Annotated in this window: 20 protein-coding genes and 1 pseudogene; 20 read left to right on the top strand and 1 reads right to left on the bottom strand. The window is 41.2% G+C overall.

Going from position 1 to position 22,635, the window contains the following annotated elements; all coding sequences use genetic code 11:
* The first annotated feature begins 104 nt into the window (after nucleotides 1-104).
* The 4 genes and pseudogenes from SMIDD28_RS06920 to SMIDD28_RS06905 all read left to right on the top strand — a co-directional run bounded on the left by SMIDD28_RS06920 (nucleotide 105) and on the right by SMIDD28_RS06905 (nucleotide 4,969).
* A complete protein-coding gene (locus SMIDD28_RS06920; RefSeq protein WP_061425399.1) occupies nucleotides 105-998 on the top strand; it encodes an ABC transporter ATP-binding protein in 894 nt (297 codons plus the stop codon).
* On the top strand, nucleotides 995-2,194 hold the full coding sequence (locus SMIDD28_RS06915; protein WP_061425398.1) for an ABC transporter permease: 1,200 nt from the start codon (nucleotides 995-997) through the stop codon (nucleotides 2,192-2,194). Before SMIDD28_RS06920 ends, SMIDD28_RS06915 begins: the two co-directional genes overlap by 4 nt.
* 537 nt (nucleotides 2,195-2,731) lie before the next feature.
* Nucleotides 2,732-2,866 carry a 50S ribosomal protein L34 gene (gene rpmH / locus SMIDD28_RS06910; protein ID WP_000831905.1) on the top strand — a complete coding sequence of 45 codons (135 nt, stop codon included), beginning with the start codon at nucleotides 2,732-2,734 and terminating at the stop codon, nucleotides 2,864-2,866.
* Between the two features lie 138 nt (nucleotides 2,867-3,004).
* Nucleotides 3,005-4,969, top strand: a pseudogene (locus SMIDD28_RS06905) (peptide ABC transporter substrate-binding protein).
* A gap of 91 nt (nucleotides 4,970-5,060) precedes the next feature.
* On the opposite strand, the gene SMIDD28_RS06900 reads toward SMIDD28_RS06905, so the two are convergent.
* On the bottom strand, nucleotides 5,061-6,905 hold the full coding sequence (locus tag SMIDD28_RS06900) for an APC family permease (RefSeq protein ID WP_061425397.1): 1,845 nt from the start codon (nucleotides 6,903-6,905) through the stop codon (nucleotides 5,061-5,063).
* 154 nt (nucleotides 6,906-7,059) lie between these two features.
* On the opposite strand from SMIDD28_RS06900, the gene SMIDD28_RS06895 reads away from it, so the two are divergent.
* The 16 genes from SMIDD28_RS06895 (at nucleotide 7,060) to pflA (ending at nucleotide 22,419) form a co-directional block, all read left to right on the top strand.
* A complete protein-coding gene (locus SMIDD28_RS06895) occupies nucleotides 7,060-7,830 on the top strand; it encodes a TatD family hydrolase (RefSeq protein ID WP_061425396.1) in 771 nt (256 codons plus the stop codon).
* Between the two features lie 2 nt (nucleotides 7,831-7,832).
* Entirely contained in the window at nucleotides 7,833-8,393 is a 561-nt protein-coding gene (gene rnmV / locus SMIDD28_RS06890; protein ID WP_061425395.1) for a ribonuclease M5, read from the top strand.
* Nucleotides 8,394-8,464: 71 nt separating this feature from the next.
* A complete protein-coding gene (locus SMIDD28_RS06885) occupies nucleotides 8,465-9,376 on the top strand; it encodes a helix-turn-helix domain-containing protein (RefSeq protein ID WP_061425394.1) in 912 nt (303 codons plus the stop codon).
* A gap of 341 nt (nucleotides 9,377-9,717) precedes the next feature.
* Nucleotides 9,718-10,197 (top strand): hypothetical protein, encoded by a 480-nt coding sequence (locus tag SMIDD28_RS06880; RefSeq protein ID WP_061425393.1) that lies wholly within the window; start codon nucleotides 9,718-9,720, stop codon nucleotides 10,195-10,197.
* Nucleotides 10,198-10,910: 713 nt separating this feature from the next.
* Nucleotides 10,911-12,941 (top strand): bacteriocin-associated integral membrane family protein, encoded by a 2,031-nt coding sequence (locus SMIDD28_RS06875; RefSeq protein WP_061425392.1) that lies wholly within the window; start codon nucleotides 10,911-10,913, stop codon nucleotides 12,939-12,941.
* Between the two features lies 1 nt (nucleotide 12,942).
* The gene (locus SMIDD28_RS06870; protein ID WP_000565526.1) at nucleotides 12,943-13,584 is read left to right on the top strand and encodes an ABC transporter ATP-binding protein; all 642 of its coding nucleotides are present in this window, start codon (nucleotides 12,943-12,945) and stop codon (nucleotides 13,582-13,584) included.
* A complete protein-coding gene (locus tag SMIDD28_RS06865) occupies nucleotides 13,577-13,885 on the top strand; it encodes a hypothetical protein (protein ID WP_000333263.1) in 309 nt (102 codons plus the stop codon). The genes SMIDD28_RS06870 and SMIDD28_RS06865 overlap by 8 nt, the downstream gene beginning before the upstream one ends.
* Nucleotides 13,886-14,015: 130 nt before the next feature.
* Nucleotides 14,016-14,888, top strand: a complete 873-nt coding sequence (gene rsmA, locus SMIDD28_RS06860) for a 16S rRNA (adenine(1518)-N(6)/adenine(1519)-N(6))-dimethyltransferase RsmA (RefSeq protein ID WP_061425391.1) — start codon at nucleotides 14,016-14,018, stop codon at nucleotides 14,886-14,888.
* A gap of 1 nt (nucleotide 14,889) precedes the next feature.
* Nucleotides 14,890-15,768 carry a ribosome small subunit-dependent GTPase A gene (gene rsgA / locus SMIDD28_RS06855; RefSeq protein ID WP_061425390.1) on the top strand — a complete coding sequence of 293 codons (879 nt, stop codon included), beginning with the start codon at nucleotides 14,890-14,892 and terminating at the stop codon, nucleotides 15,766-15,768.
* Between the two features lie 10 nt (nucleotides 15,769-15,778).
* Nucleotides 15,779-16,435, top strand: a complete 657-nt coding sequence (gene rpe / locus SMIDD28_RS06850) for a ribulose-phosphate 3-epimerase (protein WP_061425389.1) — start codon at nucleotides 15,779-15,781, stop codon at nucleotides 16,433-16,435.
* Nucleotides 16,398-17,060: a thiamine diphosphokinase gene (locus SMIDD28_RS06845; RefSeq protein ID WP_061425388.1), complete on the top strand. Its 663-nt coding sequence runs from the start codon at nucleotides 16,398-16,400 to the stop codon at nucleotides 17,058-17,060. The genes rpe and SMIDD28_RS06845 overlap by 38 nt, the downstream gene beginning before the upstream one ends.
* 1 nt (nucleotide 17,061) lies before the next feature.
* Nucleotides 17,062-18,318: a DNA recombination protein RmuC gene (rmuC, locus tag SMIDD28_RS06840; RefSeq protein WP_061425387.1), complete on the top strand. Its 1,257-nt coding sequence runs from the start codon at nucleotides 17,062-17,064 to the stop codon at nucleotides 18,316-18,318.
* A complete protein-coding gene (locus tag SMIDD28_RS06835; RefSeq protein ID WP_000703197.1) occupies nucleotides 18,308-19,249 on the top strand; it encodes a 3'-5' exoribonuclease YhaM family protein in 942 nt (313 codons plus the stop codon). Before rmuC ends, SMIDD28_RS06835 begins: the two co-directional genes overlap by 11 nt.
* A gap of 105 nt (nucleotides 19,250-19,354) precedes the next feature.
* Nucleotides 19,355-20,182 (top strand): pur operon repressor, encoded by an 828-nt coding sequence (gene purR, locus SMIDD28_RS06830; RefSeq protein ID WP_004255834.1) that lies wholly within the window; start codon nucleotides 19,355-19,357, stop codon nucleotides 20,180-20,182.
* A gap of 66 nt (nucleotides 20,183-20,248) precedes the next feature.
* Nucleotides 20,249-21,499, top strand: coding sequence for a diaminopimelate decarboxylase (locus SMIDD28_RS06825; protein ID WP_061425386.1), 1,251 nt, complete (start codon nucleotides 20,249-20,251; stop codon nucleotides 21,497-21,499).
* Between the two features lie 125 nt (nucleotides 21,500-21,624).
* Nucleotides 21,625-22,419: a pyruvate formate-lyase-activating protein gene (pflA, locus tag SMIDD28_RS06820; RefSeq protein WP_001288288.1), complete on the top strand. Its 795-nt coding sequence runs from the start codon at nucleotides 21,625-21,627 to the stop codon at nucleotides 22,417-22,419.
* Nucleotides 22,420-22,635: the final 216 nt, after the last annotated feature.

Genomic DNA, 22,635 nt, shown 5'->3' with positions numbered 1-22,635 from the left:
ATGCCATATTTTACATAGCATTAGTCTTCTAAAAATGGACGGAAAGCATTGTAAAGGCTATCAAAAAGGAGTATAATGAGTGCAAGACATTTCGGAGGTGAAAGATGCTAGAAGTAAGAAGTCTAGAGAAAAGTTTTGGACCTAAGCAAGTTTTGTTTGGTATTGACTTTCAAGCGCGACCAGGTCGTATTTTGGGACTAGTCGGGAAAAACGGTGCTGGGAAGACAACGATTTTCCATAGTATTTTGAAGTTTTTAGAATATCAAGGAGAAATCAGTCTGGATGGTCAGGATATTCGTCAGGAGACCTACGCTCGGATTGGCTATCTACCTGAAGAACGCAGTCTCATGCCTAAATTGACAGTCCTTGAACAAGTTCGCTACTTGGCGACTCTAAAAGGTATGGACGCTAAGGAAATCAAGGAAAAACTCCCTCAATGGATGAAGAGGTTGGAAGTGAAAGGAAAGCTGACAGATAAAATTAAGAGTCTTTCAAAAGGAAATCAGCAGAAGATTCAGCTCATCATAACTCTGATTCATGAACCAGACTTGATTATCTTGGATGAGCCTTTCAGTGGATTGGACCCAGTCAATACAGAATTGCTCAAGCAAGTCATTTTTCAGGAAAAAGAGCGAGGGGCAACCATTATCTTCTCCGACCATGTCATGACCAATGTTGAGGAACTTTGTGACGATATTCTGATGATTCGAGATGGCCGTGTGGTCTTGCATGGACCAGTTCAGGATGTCCGCAATCAATACGGGAAAACGCGTCTCTTTGTTTCAAGTGAACGAAGCAAGGAAGAATTGGAAAATCTTCCTCATGTTAAACAGGTGAGCTTGACCAAGCAAGGCAGTTGGAAATTAATCCTAGATGATGAGAGTGCTGGAAGAGAACTCTTCCCAATCTTGACTCAGGGGCAATATATCGCAACCTTTGACCAGCAAGCGCCAACAATCGATGAAATCTTTAAACTAGAATCAGGGGTGGAAGTATGAGAAATATGTGGGTTGTAATGAAAGAAACCTATCTTCGACACATCAAGTCGTGGAGTTTCTTCTTTATGGTGATTTCACCATTCTTATTTATCGGTCTATCTGGGGGAATTGGCTATCTTCAAGGCTCTTCTATGGCTAAAAATGATAAAGTGGCAGTAGTGACAACAGTGCCATCTGTAGCAGAAGGACTGAAGAATGTAAATGGTGTTAACTTTGACTATAAAGACGAAGCAAGTGCCAAAGAAGCGATTAAAGATGAAAAATTAAAAGGCTATCTGACTATTGATCAAGAAGATAATGTTCTAAAGGCAGTTTATCATGGCGAAACATCGCTTGAAAATGGAATTAAATTTGCAGTTACAGGTACACTCAATGAACTGCAAAATCAGCTTAATCGTTCAACGGCCTCCTTGTCTCAAGAGCAGGAAAAACGCTTAGCGCAGACAATTCAATTCACAGAAAAGATTGATGAAGCCAAGGAAAATAAAAAGTTTATTCAAACAATGGCAGCAGGCGCCTTAGGATTCTTTCTTTATATGATTCTGATTACCTATGCGGGTGTAACAGCTCAGGAAGTTGCTAGTGAAAAAGGGACTAAAATTATGGAGGTGGTCTTCTCTAGTATCCGAGCTAGTCATTATTTCTACGCTCGCATGCTGGCTCTGCTTCTTGTGATTTTGACCCATATTGGCATTTACGTCGTGGGTGGACTTGCTGCTATTCTTCTCTTTAAAGACCTACCAATCTTGGCACAATCTGGTATTTTAAACCATATAGGAGAGGCTTTCTCGCTCAACACCTTATTGTTTGTCTTGGTTAGCCTCTTTATGTACGTTGTTTTAGCAGCCTTCCTAGGTTCTATGGTTTCTCGTCCTGAGGATGCAGGAAAAGCCTTGTCGCCTTTGATGATTTTGATTATAGGTGGTTTTTTTGGAGTGACAGCTCTAGGTGCAGCTGGTGACAATCTCATCTTGAAGATTGGTTCTTATATTCCCTTTATTTCGACTTTCTTCATGCCGTTTAGAGCTATTAATGGTTATGCAAATGGGTTAGAAGCTTGGATTTCACTTGCTATTACAGTGATTTTTGCAGTGGTAGCAACCGGATTTATCGGACGCATGTATGCTAGTCTCGTTCTTCAAACGGATGATTTAGGGATTTGGAAAACCTTTAGACGTGCCTTATCTTATAAATAGAAGAGCCTCGCGAAAGCGAGGTTTTCGAGAGGTAAAAAGAGTGGAATTAAAACTAAAAAGTTTTGTACTTTTCCTTAGACAGTAGATAAATCCTTGATACAACTGGGTTAAAGGCGTAATGTAAACTCTTTGAAAAATGTACTGTCAATCGAAAGTGATTATGTTCCCCAAAAATGGAGATATTGAGGGCAATTATTTTGATTTCATTTGACACGAGGCCCCCTTGAAGCTGTTTTGTTAGCTAAATCAAGACTAGTCTTAGCCTTGGCTCGCCAGCCTAACAGATCCAAGCCTCTTATCAAATGAAATCGAGGACTAGCTATCAGCTATAGTTGAACCATCTAATTTTTAGGAGAGCTGGGTGGCTAACTTCATTATAGAACTTTCATATCACATTCGAATCACAAAAAGCTGGAAACATTTACCTAGAGCTATTGACAAAAGTGAAAGAATCAGATAGAATAGTAAAGTATGTTTAGTAACTGATCACTTTATAGCCGGCTAAACGAATACAAAATCTATGAGGAGGTATTCATCGTGAAACGTACTTATCAACCAAGTAAACTTCGTCGTGCGCGCAAACACGGATTCCGTAACCGTATGTCAACTAAAAACGGTCGTCGCGTATTGGCAGCTCGTCGTCGTAAAGGACGCAAAGTTTTGGCTGCATAATCCAAACGAATTAGAACAAAAATCAGTAGGAACTCGAGTCTACTGATTTTTATTTTTGTAAAAAAGTTCAAAAGACTTTATATTTTTGCTCAAATGGTGTATAACATTTCACATACTGTAAAAAAATGGAGAATAATCATGAAGAAATCAAAAGTTATGCTTTTTGGAGCTATGGCTTTGACAGCAGGTCTAGCTTTAGCGGCATGTGGGTCTTCCCAATAAAGTAATGCAGACAAGACTTACTCTTATATCTTTGTCAGCAACCCTGATACCTTGGATTATATTACCTCTACACGAGATTCTACATCTAGTATCACAACCAACTTGATTGATGGGTTGTTGGAAAATGACCAGTATGGCAATCTCATCCCATCTATGGCTGAGTCATGGATAGTGTCAAAAGATGGTTTGACTTACACTTATAAGATTCGTCAGGGAGCTAAATGGTACACTTCTGAAGGAGAAGAGTATGCGGACGTAACATCTCATGACTTTGTGACTGGTCTCAAGTATGCGGCTGATAAAAAGGCTGAAAACTTGTACTTGGTACAAGACTCTATCAAGGGTCTAGCAGACTATGTTGAAGGGAAATCATCTGATTTTGGAACTGTTGGTGTGAAGGCAGTGGATGATTACACTCTACAATACACTCTCAACTGACCTGAGACTTATTGGAACTCTAAAACAACAGCAAGTATCCTTAATCCTGTAAATGAAGCCTTCTTGAAGTCTAAGGGGGATGACTTTGGAAGCGTAACACCATCAGGTATCTTGTCAAATGGCCCTTACTTGTTTAAATCTTTCTCATCAAAATCTTTGATTGAGTTTGATAAAAACCCTAATTACTGGGATAAGGACAATGTTAAAATTGAGAAAGTGAAACTTTCTTTCTTTGACGGTTCTGACCAAGACAGCATTGCAAGAGGTTTCTTGGATGGTAACTATACAGACGGCCGTATTTTTCCAACTAGCTCAGTCTTTGCTGAACTCAAGAAGTGAAATGAGGACAAGATTACCTACACACCACAAAACTCAGTTACTTTCTACTATCTTTTCAACGTCAACCGCCAAAGCTACAAGCAAACTATGAAACAGTCTGATAAGGAAAAGACAGATTCACGCGCAGCTATGCAGAATAAAGATTTCCGTAAGGCCATCAACTTTGCCTTTGACCGTCATGCTTATGCAGAACAGACAAATGGTGAAGATGGAGCAGACCGTATCTTGCGTAACACAGTTACACCAAGTAACTTTGTCCAAGTTGGCGATAAGAACTTCGGTGATATTGTCAATGAGAAAATTGTCAATTACGGTAAAGATTGGGCAAATATCAACCTAAACGATGGTAAGCAAGACTTCTTAAATCCTGACAAGGCCAAAGAGAAATTTGCTAAGGCCAAAGAAAGTCTGCAAGCACAGGGAGTAACTTTCCCAATTCATTTGGATATGCCAGTTGACCAGACTGCTAAATTAGATGTGCAACAGGCCGGCTCTTTCAAACAAACAGTGGAGGAAACCCTTGGTAAGGAGAATGTGGTTATCGATGTTATCCAACTTTCTCAAGACGAGAAGGATCAAGCTACATTCTTTGCAGATACAGCAGAGCAAAAAGACTACAATATCGACATCTCGGGATGGGGTGGAGACTACTCAGATCCTAAGACTTACCTAGCCATCCCTGATCCAGAGACAGGTTCTCAGTTGAAAAACATGGGCTTGTCTGAAGGAAAAGATAAGGAAGTGAAGGACAAGATTGGTCTTGCTGACTACAAGAAACTCTTGGATCAGGCAGACGCGGAAATCACAGATACTCAAGCTCGCTATGAAAAATATGCTGAAGCCCAAGCTTGGTTGACAGATAGCGCCCTCTTCCTACCAGTTCAAAGTGGTGGAGCCAACCCAATCTTCCGTAAGACTGTACCGTTTACAGGCCCATTTTCATTCGTTGGGAATAAAGGAAATGCTGACAACTACAAATATGTTGAATTGCAAAAAGAGGCAGTAACTGCTAAACAGTACCAGGAACTTTATGAAAAATGGCTAAAAGAAAAAGCTGAGTCAAATAAAAAAGCTCAGGAAGGTTTAGCTAACCACATTCAATAATATGCCTAGTCATGCTTTTCAGTTAAGCATAGTGATAGGATTCAGAAAAAGGCCTTACCAGACGCTTTTTGGTTCTGGTAGGGCCTTTTCTTTATTCTTTTAAGTGATAGGAGTAGCTAGCGACAACGACGTCTTGATGCCAACGAAGGGCGTATTTGAGTTTGAGACTCATCTGATTGTGCAGGATATTTTGCCAAGGTTTATTAGGGATAAACTGGGGGACGAGGACAGTAACCGTGTAGTTCTTTTTCTGGGCTTCCTCGGAAATCCGTTTGACATACTTGACGGTAGGGGTGATAATGTCGCGGTAGCTGGTCTTGATATTTTTCAGAGTAATGGTTGGGAAGTAATCGGCAAATTCTTGGAGAATTTCTTGGTCTTTTTCTGATGTTTCCTTGGTAGAAATATGCATGGCTAGGACTTCGTCACCGATACTTTGAGCGTAGTTAATGGCCCCGACGCTGACTCGGGTGACATTTCCTACTAGTACCAGAACCAGATTGCCGTCGTAAGTACGTTTTTCGATGCCTTCATAGAGTCGTAGTTGTTGGGCTACTTTTTGGTAATGACTGTGAATTGCCAAAAAGAGTAGGGTGAGTACGAGAATAATCGGGAAGAAAGGCCAGATATCACTGAGACGGAAAAAGAGCAGGATTAGCACAATCGCGTAGCAAATGATTGCTCCAAGGATATTGGCAAGAGCAGGTTTTAAGAAGTTGGCCCCTTTTTCCTTTTTCCAATGACGAATCATCCCAGTCTGAGATAGGGCGAAGGGAACGAAGACCCCGATAGTATAAAGAGGAATCAAGCGTTCTGTATTGCCATTAAAAATGAGAAGAAGAATCATAGCCCCAAAAGCCAGAGTTAAAATTCCATTGGAGTAGCCTAGGCGGTCTCCTTTTTCCATAAAGAGATGGGGCATGTATTTGTTTTTAGCCATATTGTAAGCCAGCATAGGGAAGGCCGAAAAGCCTGTATTTGCAGCTACGGCCAAAATCAAGGCTGTGGAGAATTGGAAGGTATAATAACCAAGGTGGCCTAAGAAGGAATTACCAAGGATGCCTTGAGCCATCTGTGAAAGAATAGTTTCTCCGTGTTGAGGCATAATCCCCATCCAGTAGTTTAGGAAGGTGATACCAGCAAAAAGAAAACCTAAAATCAGTGACATAATGGTCAAGGTTTGAGCGGCATTCTTTTCTTTTGGAGCCTTGAAAAAGGGAACGGCATTTGAAATAGCTTCAACCCCTGTCAGAGAGGCAGATCCGCTGGTAAAAGCTCTTAGAATGAGAACGATAGATAGGCTTGGAACAGCATGCCCGATAGGTGAAGTTGCCTGATAGCTGAGAGAACCTGTCATTAGTTGAAAGATTCCATAGAGCAAGAGAAAGACAGTACTGATGATAAAGAGATAGACAGGAATCATCAGTGAGCTGGCAGATTCTTTTAAGCCCCGTAAGTTCAGGAGCATGAGCAAGCAAACCAGAAAAATGGAGATGTGGAGGTTGTAAGGGTGAAGAGCAGGGAGAGCTGCTGTGATAGCGTCAGCTCCAGATGCAACAGATACCGCTACGGTCAACATATAGTCAACCAGAAGACTACCTCCAGCGATCAAGCCAAGTTGGGGAGATAGATTTTCTCGAGTAACCATATAGGCCCCTCCCCCTTGAGGGTAGGCGTGGATGATTTGACGGTAGGAAACGGTCAGACTAGCTAGGAGCAGGAGGACAAAGAGGCCGATAGGAAGGCTCCACCATATAGCTAGAGGAGAGAGACTAGCCAAGACCAGGACTACTTGCTCAGGTCCATAGGCGATGGAGGACAGAGCGTCGCTTGACAACATGGCCAGTGCCTGCATTTTTCCCAGTAGCCCCCCTTCGCCTTCGGTTAAGGACTTAAGAGGACGACCGATAAAGGTCTGTTTTATTTTTGTAAACATAGTTGTTTCCTTTGTTGAAAAATTCAATAAGTGTTATTATACTACTTTGGAAAAAGAGCGTCAAGAGATGGTGGGTTTTAGAATATTTTTTTCAGATGAGGAGAGAGGTCAGTTTTTTTGCTATAATAGTAGATAGAAAACGAGGTTAGAAGAGATGATTTTTGATACACATACACACTTGAATGTAGAAGAATTTGCAGGTCGTGAGGCAGAAGAAATTGCCTTGGCTGCTGAGATGGGTGTGACACAGATGAATATTGTGGGTTTTGATGAATCAACGATTGAGCGTGCTTTGGAGCTGGTAGATGAGTATGACCAACTTTACGCGACTATTGGTTGGCATCCGACAGAAGCAGGGACTTACACAGAGGAGATTGAAGACTATTTGCTTGATAAGCTCAAGCATCCAAAGGTTGTTGCTTTAGGTGAGATTGGTTTGGATTATCATTGGATGACAGCGCCAAAAGAGGTGCAGGAGCAGGTTTTTCGCCGTCAGATTCAGTTGTCTAAGGACTTGGATTTACCTTTTGTTGTCCATACCCGTGATGCGTTGGAAGATACCTATGAGATTATTAAGAGTGAGGGCGTTGGCCCTCGAGGTGGCATTATGCATTCTTTCTCAGGAACTCTTGAATGGGCAGAGAAGTTTGTCGCGCTTGGTATGACCATTTCCTTCTCAGGAGTGGTGACTTTTAAGAAAGCAACTGACATCCAAGAAGCAGCTAAAGAGTTACCTTTGGACAAGATTTTGGTGGAAACGGATGCGCCTTACTTAGCACCTGTACCCAAGCGTGGTCGTGAAAATAAAACAGCCTACACTCGCTATGTAGTGGACTTTATCGCTGACTTGCGTGGCATGACGGCAGAAGAGCTAGCGGCGGTAACGACTGCAAATGCAGAACGAATTTTTGGATTGGAAAGTTAATTATGAAAGAGAAAATTTCCCAAGTCGTCGTGGTCGAAGGGCGCGATGATACGGCTAATCTCAAACGCTATTTCGATGTAGAGACATATGAGACACGAGGTTCTGCCATCAATGACCAGGATCTAGAACGGATTCAGCGCCTGCACCAACGTCATGGAGTCATTGTCTTTACAGACCCAGATTTTAATGGGGAGCGGATTCGTCGCATGATTATGACGGCCATTCCAACAGTTCAGCATGCCTTCCTCAAACGAGACGAAGCTGTTCCCAAGTCCAAGACCAAGGGACGTTCCCTGGGAATTGAGCATGCCAGCTATGAAGATTTGAAAACAGCTCTAGCTCAGGTTACAGAACAATTTGAACATGAGAGCCAGTTTGATATCAGTCGTAGCGACTTGATTCGCCTTGGTTTTTTAGCAGGGGCAGACAGCCGTAAGCGCAGAGAATATCTGGGAGAGGTTCTCCGAATCGGCTATTCCAATGGCAAGCAACTCCTCAAGCGCTTAGAGTTGTTTGGAGTTACCTTGGCAGAAGTGGAAGAAGCTATGAAATTTTATGAGTAGGAAAGATGTAGCCGTTACAATTTTTTAAGTTTCACAATATTTTTCGAAACAGGTAGAAGAGGAGGCATCTGATGTTAATTGGTCAAAAAATTAAAGAGATTCGGATAGAAAAAGGAATTAGTCGTCCAGATTTTTGTGGAGATGAGCAAGAACTGACAGTTCGTCAACTGTCGCGAATTGAAAGTGGAGCTTCGCAACCGAGTTTACCCAAGTTAGACTATATTGCTCGTCGTTTAGGAGTTCCAGCTTATAGCCTTATGCCGGATTTTTCAGCTCTTCCTTCTGCTTATTTAGAATTGAAATACCAGATTTTACGTGAACCAATCTATGGTAAAGAAGAGGAGTACGATAAGAAGGAAGCGTGTTTGGAAGAGATAGAGGATTTATTTTATGAGCAACTTCCTAATGAGGAAAAAGTATGGTTTGAAGCTACTAGAGCAACGATAGATGTTATTCGAAGCGGACGACCAGAATATGGAGAAACCGTACTGGACGATTATTTTAAAACAATTTATGATAAGGAATTGTTTTTGATAAATGAATTAGAAGTTATCAACTTATATTTTGCTATAGTGCTTACAAAGATAAAACAAGGTCAAAGTCAGATTTCAGAAATTGAAAGAATTCATTCGTTTTTAGTTCGTTTGGCAAATCATGTAGAATTAATTGCACCAGAATATCTGTTTGCTTTAAGTAACACTTTGTTTTCGGGTCTTGCCTGTTTGGATAATTTATCGACTTATGATTCACTAGAAACCTATATATTTAGCCTTAATCACATAATGGAAAAAACACAAGATTTTCAGAAGAAACCAATTATATTAATGTTGGAGTGGAAATTATCCCTAATAATAAAAAATGATTATGTCTCTGCCGAACAGTTCTATCAGAAATCGAAGCTATTTGCTGATATAATAGAAAATTCTTATTTAGTTACTATGTTAGAAAAACAATGGCAAGAAGATTTAAAAAAATATTTATAAATATCGTGAAGCAATGACAAAAATGTCCTTGTTCTAGTATTGAAATAGTTCTAAAGTTCGTCTTTAGGACTGTTTTTTTATATATAAGCTAAAAATGACACGAAATGGTTCTATTTTAAGGACATTGATGTCCTTTGAGTTTATTTAAGAATAATTTATAATTAATTAAAACGTGAAAGGAGATTACAATATGAACTTTTTTAGTTTATTTTATTTAGTTACTTGGTGGTTTAAATAAAATTTAGTTATGTCTACTTAGTTTCAAAATAGATTCTTTAGGGCAAAGTGTCAGTTTATTAGGATGGTTATGATAAAAATGTATATTTCGAGGAGAAAATAAAATGAAAAATAAGATTTTAACAAAAACAGCAATTGTTTTAAGTTGCTTTTTAACATTAAGTACTGTTGCTCTCCCATCTGCAACTGCTTTTGCTTCTACATATTCAGTTTCGGATAAAGCAACTCAAGTTTCAAAACGTTCTACGGCAACTAATGGTGAAGGAAAACATATCTACGTAGATAACGGACGTATATTAGAATTTGATAAAGATACTGTTTCGCAAGAGGATATCCAAGCTGCTAAAATGGACAGAGGAAAGTGGTCTTTTTCAGTTACAGCTATTCGAAAAGGTTATAGTAAACTCCCTTCGAATGTTAAAAGATGGATAAATCAATATATAGGATTGAATGCCATATTGAGTACACTAGAACACTTTACTGGTTGGATTGAAGATGGAATCTACCAGGCTTGTAAGCGTGCAGGTATGCCAGATTGGATGGCTTGGACAGTAGCTAAGGCTTTGACCTTGATAGCACTATAGTTTATGAAAAAATTAAAAAAATACCTTCCATTCTTTTTCTGTCTACTATACCTAATACACGGAATACTTGATTTATCAACTTTAAATATTTTAGGTGCAATCTTTAAAATTATAATTAGTACTTTGGGTATAATAGTTACATATCCGTTTTATAAAGAAAGAAACGAATAATTTAAAGAAATAATTCTGTACTCAGTCTTATTTAGTTGTTCTCATAGTAGTAGGAATAATCCGTGTTTACCATTTGCGAGTAATAAACAATAATCCTAAAAAAAGTCTCTGACAACTAGTGATTGATTTTTCTCGGATTAGTTTCACACAATTGTTTATACGAATGATTGGAGATTATGTTAAATTTACTTTGTGGTATTTTGCAATCAGAGTACATCAAATAGGCACCTTTTTATGTGTCCTTCGTTTTACAATATGGTAAGAATATTTATAAACATAGCGAAACAATGACAAAAATGTCCTTGTCCTCGTATCAAAACAGTTCTAAAGTTCGTCTTTAGAGCTGTTTTTTTAGATATAAGCCAAAAACAATATGAAATGGTTAGATTTTAAGGACGTTGACGTCCTTGATAGTTCTTGAAAAAACGGATATAATATATTTGAAGATGTTGCTAGTAGAAAGAACTTAATAAACTTCTTAACATCGCAGTGACTGTGGTCATCTTCTCACTAAGTGACCAAGTAACTTTTTGGAGGAAATGATGAAACGTTTATTTATTTTGATTTCAATGGTATTGGTATCGCTTTATATGGTGATAACTTCCGTTGACCATCGAGAAGAGATTTTATTTGGTAACTATCCCTCTGTTGATGTGACAGGAATGGTGATAAATCAACCAGTAGCTGGTCGCGAAGAGGTGACAGAGGCTTTGAGTCACTTGGCGGTAGAGCATAACAGTCTCATCGCCCGTCGGATCGTTGAGCCAAATGAAGCTGGAGAAACACGCTTTACCTATGCCACTTATGGTCAGGGAGAGCTTCCAGCAGGTCTGACCATTTCCTCCAAGGAGAGTGCAGAAACGAGTGATTTATTAGGGTCTTACTTGATTGTGTCAGGGAGTTTGGATGGAGTGAGTTTACAGACTACCTTGAAAGAACTTGGTTATCAAGGCTTTGTTTCGAATGGAGAAGATCCATTTTCGATAGTCTTACTATTGGCTGTCACCCCTATGGTGCTACTGAGTTTAGCTATTTTTCTGCTGACCTTTATGAGTTTGACTCTGATTTATCGGATAAAATCCCTTCGTCAGGCAGGGATTCGATTAATCGCTGGTGAGAGTTTGTTTGGGGTTGCTCTCAGACCAGTATTAGAAGATATGAGACAGCTTATCTTCTCGGTGCTAGTATCCAGTTTTTTGGGATTGGGGATTCTCTGGTATCAAGGTGCCTTGTTTATGGCAACGGTGCAACTGGTCATCATTGGTCTTTTGCTTTATGGATTGGCCTTGGTAGGGATTTCTACCTTATTAAATGTCGTGTATCTACTTGGTTTACAGGAAAATAGTCTGGTGGATCTATTGAAAGGGAAACTCCCTCTCAAACGTATGATGACATTGATGATGGTGGGGCAACTCTTGGCCATGCTGGTGGTCGGCTCGAGTGCGACTGCTCTCCTACCCCACTACCGTGAAATGCAAGAAATGGAGAGAGCTAGCGATAAATGGAGTCAGTCCTCAGATCGTTACCGTCTATCCTTTGGTTGGTCTAGTGCATTTGCCGATGAAGAAGGAATGCGTAAGGAGAATCGCGAGTGGCAGACATTTACTGAAGAACGGTTAGCCAATACAGACTCTTTTTATATCATGAGCAATGTTGACAATTTCTCAAATGGCGCAGAAGTGGACCTAGATGGCAATCGTCTCAGTGACTATACACCGTCAGGAAATGTCATCTATGTCTCACCGCGCTATCTGATAGAAGAAAAGATTACCGTTTCTTCAGAGTTTATGGACAAGATGCAAAACTTGTCTGAGGGAGAGTTTGGGCTGATCTTACCTGAGAGCTTGAGAGAGCAGTCTTCCTACTATCAAGGATTATTTACAGATTACCTGCAAAATTTTTCATCTGAAAGTGTAGAAGTGACGAGTCAGAAACACTACCTCCCACAGGTAAGGCTAGCTTTTACAGAAACAGGACAGGAACGCTTCCTCTATAACGATGGGTACAAGACGACACGTCAATATTTAAAAGATCCGATTATTGTGGTTTTAACGCCACAAGCGACTGGAACAAGACCTATTGCAGGAATGTTATGGGGAACTACGGCTAATAGTGCCTTAAAACTAGATCGATATAGCGACAGCATCACAGCTCTAAAAGAGCAAGGTTTGTATCACAAGGTTTCTTACTTGGTAAAAAGCCAGCTATTTTTTGCCAAGGTACTAAATGACAAACGGATGGAGTTTTACTCTCTCCTTATTGGGACTGTTTTGACTCTGTCTACGGCTATTTTGTTATTTGATTCCATGAATCTTCTCTATTTTGAGCAGTTCAGACGGGAGATCATGATTAAACGTCTTTCTGGTATGACAATCTATGAGCTTCATGGCAAGTACTTACTGGCGCAAGGAGGGGTTCTCTTGCTTGGCCTAATCCTATCTAGTGTTTTGACAGGAGATAGCTTGATTAGCGCTCTAGTTGTAGCTTTATTTACGCTTAACGCTCTGTTGATTTTAGTTAGACAGGATAAAAAAGAAGAAGCTGGTAGCATGGCAGTATTGAAAGGAAAATAAGATGATTGATATTCAAGGATTGGAAAAGAAATTTAATGACCGTGCGATTTTCTCTGGTTTAAATCTCAAGCTGGAGAAGGGCAAGGTTTATGCCTTAATCGGAAAGAGTGGAAGCGGAAAGACGACTTTGCTTAATATCTTAGGAAAGCTAGAAAAGATAGATGGTGGAAGGGTTCTTTATCAGGGGAAAGATTTAAAAACCATTCCCACTCGTGAGTATTTTCGAGACCAGATGGGCTATCTCTTTCAAAATTTTGGCCTTTTAGAAAACCAATCAATCAAAGAGAATTTGGATTTGGGCTTTGTTGGTCAGAAAATCTCAAAAGTAGAACGTTTGGAAAGGCAAGTGGAGGCTTTAGAAAAAGTTAATCTAGGGTATTTGGATTTAGAACAAAAAATTTATACTTTATCTGGGGGAGAGGCTCAACGAGTTGCCCTTGCGAAGACTATTTTGAAAAATCCACCCTTGATTTTGGCAGATGAACCAACAGCAGCTCTTGATCCTGAAAATTCAGAGGAGGTTATGAATCTCTTGGTGGACTTGAAAGATGAAAATCGAATGATTATCATTGCGACCCATAATCCCCTAGTCTGGAATAAGGCCGATGAAATCATTGATATGAGGGAGCTTGCTCATGTGTGAAAAAATCCGTATTCGCAGGGTATCTGATTATCCTAGTGCCAGAGGTGGTTTAGAAGATATTCTCATCATGGAAAATATGACCAATCATCTTCTTTTGGTTCAAATCCGAGTAAATGGATATTTGCTTGATTTTGCTAGCATTGAAGGTCAAAGGCAAAAGCATTATCGTTTGAAAAATTTACCTCAAACGGTTGAACTGACAGTGGACGATGTGGAGGAGGATGTAGATTTGACCCTACCTGAAAATAGAAGTTATCAAGAAGCTGATTTTTTTGAACGTATGTTTCGCGAGAAGCGCTAAGTCCACCTTTAAAGATTTTCAAGACTATCTTTCTTCATGAGGAAAGATAGTTTTTTGGTATGATTTTCACCCCCAAAATACAAGGGGAATGTGTTACAATAGTAGTAACAGATAATAGAAAAGAGAATAGATGAGAATTGCAGATTATAGCGTGACTAAGGCAGTGCTGGAGCGTCACGGTTTTACTTTTAAAAAGTCCTTTGGGCAAAATTTCTTGACGGATACCAATATCCTTCAAAAAATTGTGGATACGGCTGAAATTGATGACCAGGTCAATGTCATTGAAATCGGGCCAGGGATTGGTGCCTTGACGGAGTTTCTGGCTGAGCGTGCAGCAGAAGTTATGGCCTTTGAGATCGACCATCGTTTGGTACCGATTTTGGCAGATACCTTGCGTGATTTTGATAATGTGACCGTAGTCAACGAGGACATTCTCAAAGTCGATTTGGCGCAACATATCCAGAATTTCAAAAATCCTGACCTGCCAATCAAGGTAGTGGCTAATTTGCCTTACTACATCACAACGCCTATTCTCATGCACTTAATCGAGAGTGGGATTCCTTTTAGTGAGTTTGTTGTTATGATGCAAAAAGAGGTAGCTGACCGCATTTCAGCCCAGCCGAATACCAAGGCTTATGGCAGTTTGTCAATCGCTGTGCAGTATTACATGACTGCCAAGGTTGCCTTTATCGTGCCTCGTACGGTCTTTGTGCCAGCGCCAAACGTGGACTCTGCTATTTTGAAAATGGTGCGTCGTCCAGAACCAGCCGTAGTAGTAGAAGATGAGAACCTCTTCTTTAAGGTTTCCAAGGCAAGTTTCACCCATCGCCGTAAAACCTTGTGGAACAATTTGACAGGTTACTTTGGCAAGACTGAAGAGGTCAAAGACAAGCTGACCAAGGCTTTGGACCAAGCAGGCTTGTCACCAAGTGTACGTGGGGAAGCTCTCAGCTTGGCAGAATTTGCTAGCCTAGCAGACGCACTTAAAGGGCAAGGACTCTAAGATGCAGGGACAAATCATTAAAGCCTTGGCGGGGTTCTACTATGTAGAGAGTGAGGGTCAGGTCTATCAAACACGCGCGCGTGGGAATTTCCGTAAAAAAGGCCATACCCCTTACGTTGGGGATTTGGTCGACTTTTCTGCCGAGGAAAATTCAGAAGGTTATATCCTCAAAATTCATGAACGGAAAAACAGTCTGGTCCGTCCGCCTATTGTCAATATTGACCAAGCTGTGGTGATCATGTCTGTCAAGGAACCTGATTTTAACAGTAATTTACTGGATCGTTTCTTGGTTCTTTTAGAGCATAAGGGTATTCATCCCATCGTCTATATTTCCAAAATGGATTTGCTGGAAGATAGGTCAGAATTGGATTTTTACCAACAAACCTATGGTGCTATTGGTTACGATTTTGTGACCAGTAAAGAAGAACTTTTGCCTTTGTTAACAGGCAAGGTTACGGTCTTTATGGGGCAGACGGGTGTTGGGAAATCAACTCTTCTCAACAAAATCGCGCCTGACCTCAATCTTGAAACAGGAGAAATCTCAGACAGTCTGGGTCGTGGGCGCCATACCACTCGAGCTGTTAGTTTTTACAACCTCAATGGGGGTAAAATCGCAGACACACCAGGTTTTTCATCACTGGATTATGAAGTATCAACAGCTGAAGACCTCAATCAGGCATTTCCAGATATTGCTAGTGTTAGCCGAGATTGTAAGTTCCGTACTTGTACACATACCCATGAGCCATCCTGTGCTGTCAAGCCAGCTGTAGAAGAAGGAATTATTGTCACCTTCCGTTTTGACAACTACCTGCAATTCCTCAGTGAGATTGAAAATCGCAGAGAAACCTATAAAAAAGTCAGCAAAAAAATTCCAAAATAAGGAGAAACCTATGTCTCAATACAAGATTGCTCCGTCAATTCTGGCAGCAGATTATGCCAACTTTGAACGTGAAATCAAACGTCTAGAAGCAACTGGGGCAGAATATGCCCATATCGATATCATGGATGGCCATTTTGTCCCGCAAATCAGTTTTGGTGCGGGTGTGGTCGAGAGTCTTCGTCCTCATAGTAAGATGGTTTTCGATTGCCACTTGATGGTGTCAAACCCTGAGCATCATTTAGAAGATTTTGCGCGTGCGGGAGCAGATATCATCAGTATCCATGTGGAAGCGACACCTCATATTCATGGCGCCCTCCAAAAAATTCGTTCACTCGGTGTCAAGCCATCAGTTGTCATCAATCCTGGTACGCCTGTTGAAGCTATCAAGCACGTCCTTCATCTAGTTGACCAAGTTTTAGTCATGACAGTTAACCCAGGCTTTGGTGGACAAGCCTTTCTACCAGAGACCATGGATAAGGTCCGTGAGTTGGTTGTACTTCGTGAGGAAAAAGGTTTGAAATTTGAGATTGAAGTGGATGGTGGGATTGATGACCAAACTATTGCTCAAGCCAAAGAAGCTGGTGCGACCGTTTTTGTAGCAGGTTCCTATGTCTTTAAGGGAGATGTCAATGAGCGAGTACAAACTCTCAGAAAACAACTGGACTAGGGTTGCCGTTTTTGCAGGCGGAGACCGCGGTCACTATCGGACAAATTTTGATTGCTTTGTCGGTGTAGATCGAGGCTCGCTCTGGGTCTTGGAAGAAAACCTTCCTCTTGCTCTAGCAGTTGGAGATTTTGATTCTGTCACTGCAGAAGAATGTCAGTTGATTCAAAAACGTGCCCAACATTTTGTCCAAGCCCGACCAGAAAAGGATGATACAGATCTGGAATTGGCTCTCTTGACTATTTTTGAGAACAATCCTCAGGCTCAGGTTACTATTTTCGGTGCCTTGGGAGGCCGTATTGACCATATGCTGGCCAATGTCTTTCTGCCTAGCAATCCCAAGTTGGCGCCCTATATGCGCCAGATAGAGATTGAAGATGGACAAAATTTGATTGCCTATTGTCCAGAAGGGACCAGTCAGCTTCAACCTCGTTCAGACTACGACTATCTAGCCTTTATGCCAGTTCGGGATAGCCAACTTACCATTCTCGGAGCCAAGTATGAGTTGACAGAGGAAAATTTTTTCTTTAAAAAAGTGTACGCTTCTAACGAATATATAGATAGGGAAGTTTCGGTGACTTGCCCAGATGGCTATGTGGTCGTGCTGCATAGCAAGGACAGGAGGTAGGATGGAAAGTTTATTAGTTCTATTATTGCTTGCCAACCTAGCTGGTCTCTTTCTAATTTGGCAAAGGCAGGATAAGCAGGAAAAACATCTCAGCAAGAGCTTGGAGGATCAGGCAGATCACTTGTCAGACCAGTTGGATTACCGCTTTGAACAAGCCAGACAAGCCAGCCAGTTAGATCAAAAAGACTTGGAAGTAGCTGTCAGCGACCGTTTGCAAGAAGTTCGAATCGAGTTGCACCAAGGCTTAACTCAAGTTCGTCAAGAAATGACTGAGAATCTCCTCCAAACTAGGGATAAGACTGACCAACGTCTCCAAGCCTTGCAGGAATCAAATGAGCAACGTTTGGAACAAATGCGCCAAACGGTCGAAGAAAAACTAGAAAAGACCTTGCAGACACGCTTGCAGGCTTCCTTTGAGACAGTTTCCAAACAACTGGAGTCTGTCAATCGTGGTCTTGGAGAAATGCAGACAGTTGCCCGTGATGTCGGAGCCCTCAACAAGGTTCTCTCTGGCACCAAGACACGAGGAATTCTGGGGGAATTGCAATTGGGGCAAATCATCGAAGACATCATGACTCCTGCCCAGTATGAACGAGAATATGCAACAGTTGAAAACTCTAGTGAGCGAGTGGAGTATGCCATCAAGTTGCCCGGACAAGGAGACCAGGAATACGTCTACCTACCGATTGACTCCAAGTTTCCACTGGCAGATTATTACCGCTTAGAAGAAGCCTATGAAGCAGGTGACAAGGATGAGATTGAACGCTGTCGTAAGTCGCTCTTAGCAAGCGTCAAGCGCTTTGCCAAGGATATCAAGAGCAAGTACATAGCACCGCCTCGGACGACCAATTTTGGAGTTTTGTTTGTTCCGACAGAAGGTCTCTACTCAGAAATTGTACGCAATCCGGTCTTCTTTGATGATTTGAGACGGGAGGAGCAGATTATTGTCGCAGGGCCAAGTACCCTATCAGCTCTTCTTAACTCCCTATCAGTTGGCTTCAAAACTCTCAATATCCAAAAGAGTGCCGACCATATCAGCAAGACTCTTGCCAGTGTCAAGACCGAGTTTGGCAAGTTTGGTGGCATTCTGGTTAAGGCACAAAAACACCTCCAACATGCCTCTGGCAATATTGATGAATTATTAAACCGTCGTACCACAGCCATCGAGCGGACGCTCCGTCACATTGAGTTATCAGAAGGTGAGCCTGCGCTTGATCTACTCCATTTCCAAGAAAATGAGGAAGAATATGAAGATTAGTCACATGAAAAAAGATGAGCTATTTGAAGGCTTTTACCTAATCAAGTCAGCTGACCTGAGGCAAACTCGAGCTGGGAAAAACTACCTAGCCTTTACCTTCCAAGATGATAGTGGCGAGATTGAAGGGAAACTCTGGGATGCCCAACCACATAACGTTGAGGCCTTTACCGCAGGTAAGGTTGTCCACATGAAAGGACGCCGAGAAGTTTATAATAACACTCCTCAAGTCAATCAAATTACCCTTCGCCTGCCTCAGCCTGGTGAACCCAATGACCCAGCTGATTTCAAGGTCAAGTCGCCAGTTGATGTCAAGGAAATCCGTGACTACATGTCGCAAATGATTTTTAAAATTGAAAATCCTGTTTGGCAACGGATTGTCCGAAAGCTCTACACCAAGTATGATAAGGAATTTTACTCCTATCCAGCTGCCAAGACTAATCACCATGCCTTTGAAACGGGTTTGGCTTATCATACGGCGACCATGGTGCGTTTGGCAGATGCTATTAGCGAAATCTATCCTCAGCTCAATAAGAGTCTGCTCTATGCAGGGATTATGTTGCACGACTTGGCCAAAGTCATCGAGTTGACGGGACCAGACCAGACGGAGTATACAGTGCGAGGTAATCTTCTTGGACATATCGCTCTCATTGATAGCGAAATTACCAAGACAGTTATGGAACTCGGCATTGATGATACCAAGGAAGAAGTCGTTCTGCTTCGCCACGTTATCCTCAGTCACCACGGCTTACTTGAGTATGGAAGCCCAGTCCGTCCACGCATTATGGAAGCAGAGATTATCCATATGATTGACAATCTGGATGCAAGCATGATGATGATGTCAACAGCTCTTGCTTTGGTAGATAAAGGAGAGATGACCAATAAAATCTTCGCTATGGACAATCGTTCCTTCTATAAACCAGATTTAGATTAATAATTTAAGAAAAATGAGCATTTTTTAGGATAAGAATGTTCGTTTTTTTATGTGAATATGGTATAATAGATAAAATATCAAAATTAAATGAAGTGGGAAATAGAAATGAAATTAAGAAGAAGTGATCGGATGGTTGTCATTTCCAACTATTTGATTAATAATCCTTATAAGCTAACTAGTCTCAATACTTTTGCTGAAAAGTATGAATCTGCTAAATCATCCATCTCAGAAGATATCGTCATTATCAAACGCGCCTTTGAGGAAATCGAAATCGGTCATATTCAGACTGTGACTGGGGCTGGTGGAGGTGTCATTTTCACACCATCAATCTCAAGCCATGATGCCAAGGAAATGGTTGAGGACTTGCGTGCCAAGTTGTCAGAAAGTGACCGTATCTTGCCAGGTGGTTACATCTACCTGTCTGATTTGCTTAGCACACCAGCCATCTTGAAAAATATTGGTCGCATTATTGCGAAGAGCTTTATGGACCAAAAAATTGATGCGGTTATGACAGTAGCGACTAAGGGTGTTCCACTTGCAAATGCAGTTGCTAATGTCCTCAATGTTCCTTTTGTTATTGTGCGCCGTGACCTGAAAATTACCGAAGGTTCAACTGTCAGCGTCAACTATGTATCCGGTTCAAGTGGTGACCGTATTGAGAAAATGTTTCTTTCAAAACGCAGTCTCAAGGCAGGAAGCCGTGTCTTGATTGTGGACGACTTCTTGAAAGGTGGTGGAACTGTCAATGGGATGATCAGCCTCTTGCGTGAGTTCGATTCAGAATTAGCAGGTGTAGCCGTCTTTGCGGACAATGCCCAAGAAGAACGCGAAAAGCAGTTTGACTACAAGTCACTCTTGAAGGTAACCAATATTGATGTCAAGAATCAAACCATCGATGTTGAGGTTGGCAATATCTTTGACGAAGATAAATAGGAGATAGAACTAAAGGTTGGAACGATTGTCCCAGCCTTTCTTTGCAAATAGAATAGAAGGAAACTTATGAAAACACCATTTATCAATAAAGAAGACTTAGAAGCGATTGTTGCCGAGTTCCCAACTCCCTTTCACTTGTATGATGAGAAGGGGATTCGTGAGAAGGCAAGAGCCGTCAACCAAGCCTTTTCGTGGAACAAGGGCTTTAAGGAATATTTTGCAGTTAAGGCTACTCCAACACCAGCTATTTTAAAAATTCTCCAAGAGGAAGGTTGCGGTGTGGACTGCTCTAGTTATGTAGAGCTTTTAATGAGCCATAAATTGGATTTTCCAGGTTCTGAGATTATGTTCTCTTCAAACAACACGCCAGACAAGGAATACGCCTATGCGCGTGAATTGGGTGCGACCATTAACTTGGATGCCTTTGAAGATATTGAACATCTGGAGCGTGCAGCAGGCATTCCAGAAATCATTTCTTGTCGTTACAATCCTGGTGGTGTTTTTGAACTGGGGACCGACATTATGGACAATCCTGGAGAAGCCAAGTTTGGCATGACCAAGGACCAGCTCTTTGAAGCCTTTGCTATCTTGAAGGAAAAAGGCGCTAAGACCTTTGGAATTCACTCCTTTCTAGCATCCAATACCGTCACCCATCTCTATTATCCAGAATTGGCGCGTCAGCTCTTTGAATTGGCTGTTGAAATCAAGGAAAAGTTGGGCATTTCGCTAGACTTTATCAATCTTTCTGGCGGTATTGGTGTTAATTATCGTCCAGACCAGGAGCCAAATGATATTGCCTTGATTGGTGAGGGAGTTCGTAAGGTGTATGAAGAGGTTCTTACGCCAGCAGGTCTTGGTCAGGTCAAGATTTTCACAGAATTGGGTCGTTTTATGTTAGCCCCTCATGGAGCTTTGGTCACAAAAGTTACCCATAAGAAGAAAACCTACCGTACCTATCTAGGTGTGGATGCTTCAGCAGTCAATCTCATGCGTCCAGCTATGTACGGAGCCTACCACCATGTTACTAACGTGACCCATCCAGATGGACCAGCTGAGGTAGTGGATGTGGTTGGTTCACTCTGTGAAAACAATGATAAATTTGCAGTGAATCGCGAACTGCCTCATACAGAAATCGGTGATTTGCTGGTAATTCATGATACAGGTGCCCACGGTTTTTCAATGGGCTACCAGTACAATGCCAAACTTCGTTCTGCGGAAATCCTCTATACTGAAGAAGGAAAAGCCCGTCAAATTCGCCGTGCAGAGCGCCCTGAGGACTATTTTGCAACCTTGTATGGTTTTGATTTTGAAGAATAAAATGATAAGTAATTGAAAATGAAATTGAAAAACAGATTGCTTTCTAAAAAATAGGCAAAAATCTTGTTTTTCTTTCAAGTCATGATATAATAAAACTATAAAACGTTTTCAAGGAAGGTAACGATATGTCTGAAGAAACAATTGATTATGGACAAGTGACAGGAATGGTGCATTCGACAGAAAGCTTTGGGTCAGTAGATGGGCCTGGTATTCGCTTTATTGTCTTTTTGCAGGGCTGTCACATGCGTTGCCAGTATTGCCACAACCCGGACACTTGGGCTATGGAGTCCAATAAGTCACGTGAACGGACGGTAGATGATGTCTTGACAGAGGCCTTGCGCTACCGCGGTTTCTGGGGAAATAAGGGCGGTATTACAGTCAGTGGAGGAGAAGCCCTCTTGCAGATTGATTTCCTGATTGCCCTCTTCACTAAGGCTAAGGAACAAGGAATCCACTGTACCTTGGATACCTGTGCCCTTCCTTTCCGTAATAAACCACGTTACCTTGAGAAGTTTGACAAACTCATGGCTGTCACTGACTTGGTCCTCTTGGATATCAAGGAAATCAACGAAGAACAGCACAAGATTGTCACTAGCCAAACCAATAAAAATATCTTGGCTTGTGCCCAGTATTTATCAGATATTGGAAAACCTGTCTGGATTCGTCACGTGCTAGTTCCAGGATTGACAGATAGAGACGATGACTTGATTGAACTTGGTAAATTCGTCAAGACCCTTAAAAATGTTGATAAGTTTGAAATTCTGCCTTATCACACTATGGGTGAGTTCAAATGGCGTGAATTGGGAATTCCTTATTCCCTCGAAGGGGTTAAACCACCAACAGCAGATCGCGTCAAGAACGCTAAAAAACTCATGGATACCGAAAGTTATCAAGACTATATGAAACGTGTACATGGATAAAAAAGAAGCCTGATGGAAACATCGGGCTTTTAAGTTTATATAAATATCTATAGATGAATAGAATAGACTTAGTGACTGAAATTCTAGTAGATTAAAATAGAATGTGAACAAATCAATTAGAGAATTTAAAGCAATTCTTAACTGAAAGCAGATTTTCTATTCTAGGCATTTCAGCAGAAAAAATTAACATTTCAGAGAAATTTTTAATATAGACAT

This window comes from Streptococcus mitis (assembly GCF_001579045.1).
In the GTDB taxonomy this organism is placed as follows: Bacteria; Bacillota; Bacilli; order Lactobacillales; family Streptococcaceae; genus Streptococcus; species Streptococcus mitis_D.
This window is presented reverse-complemented; position numbering and strand designations above follow the sequence as displayed.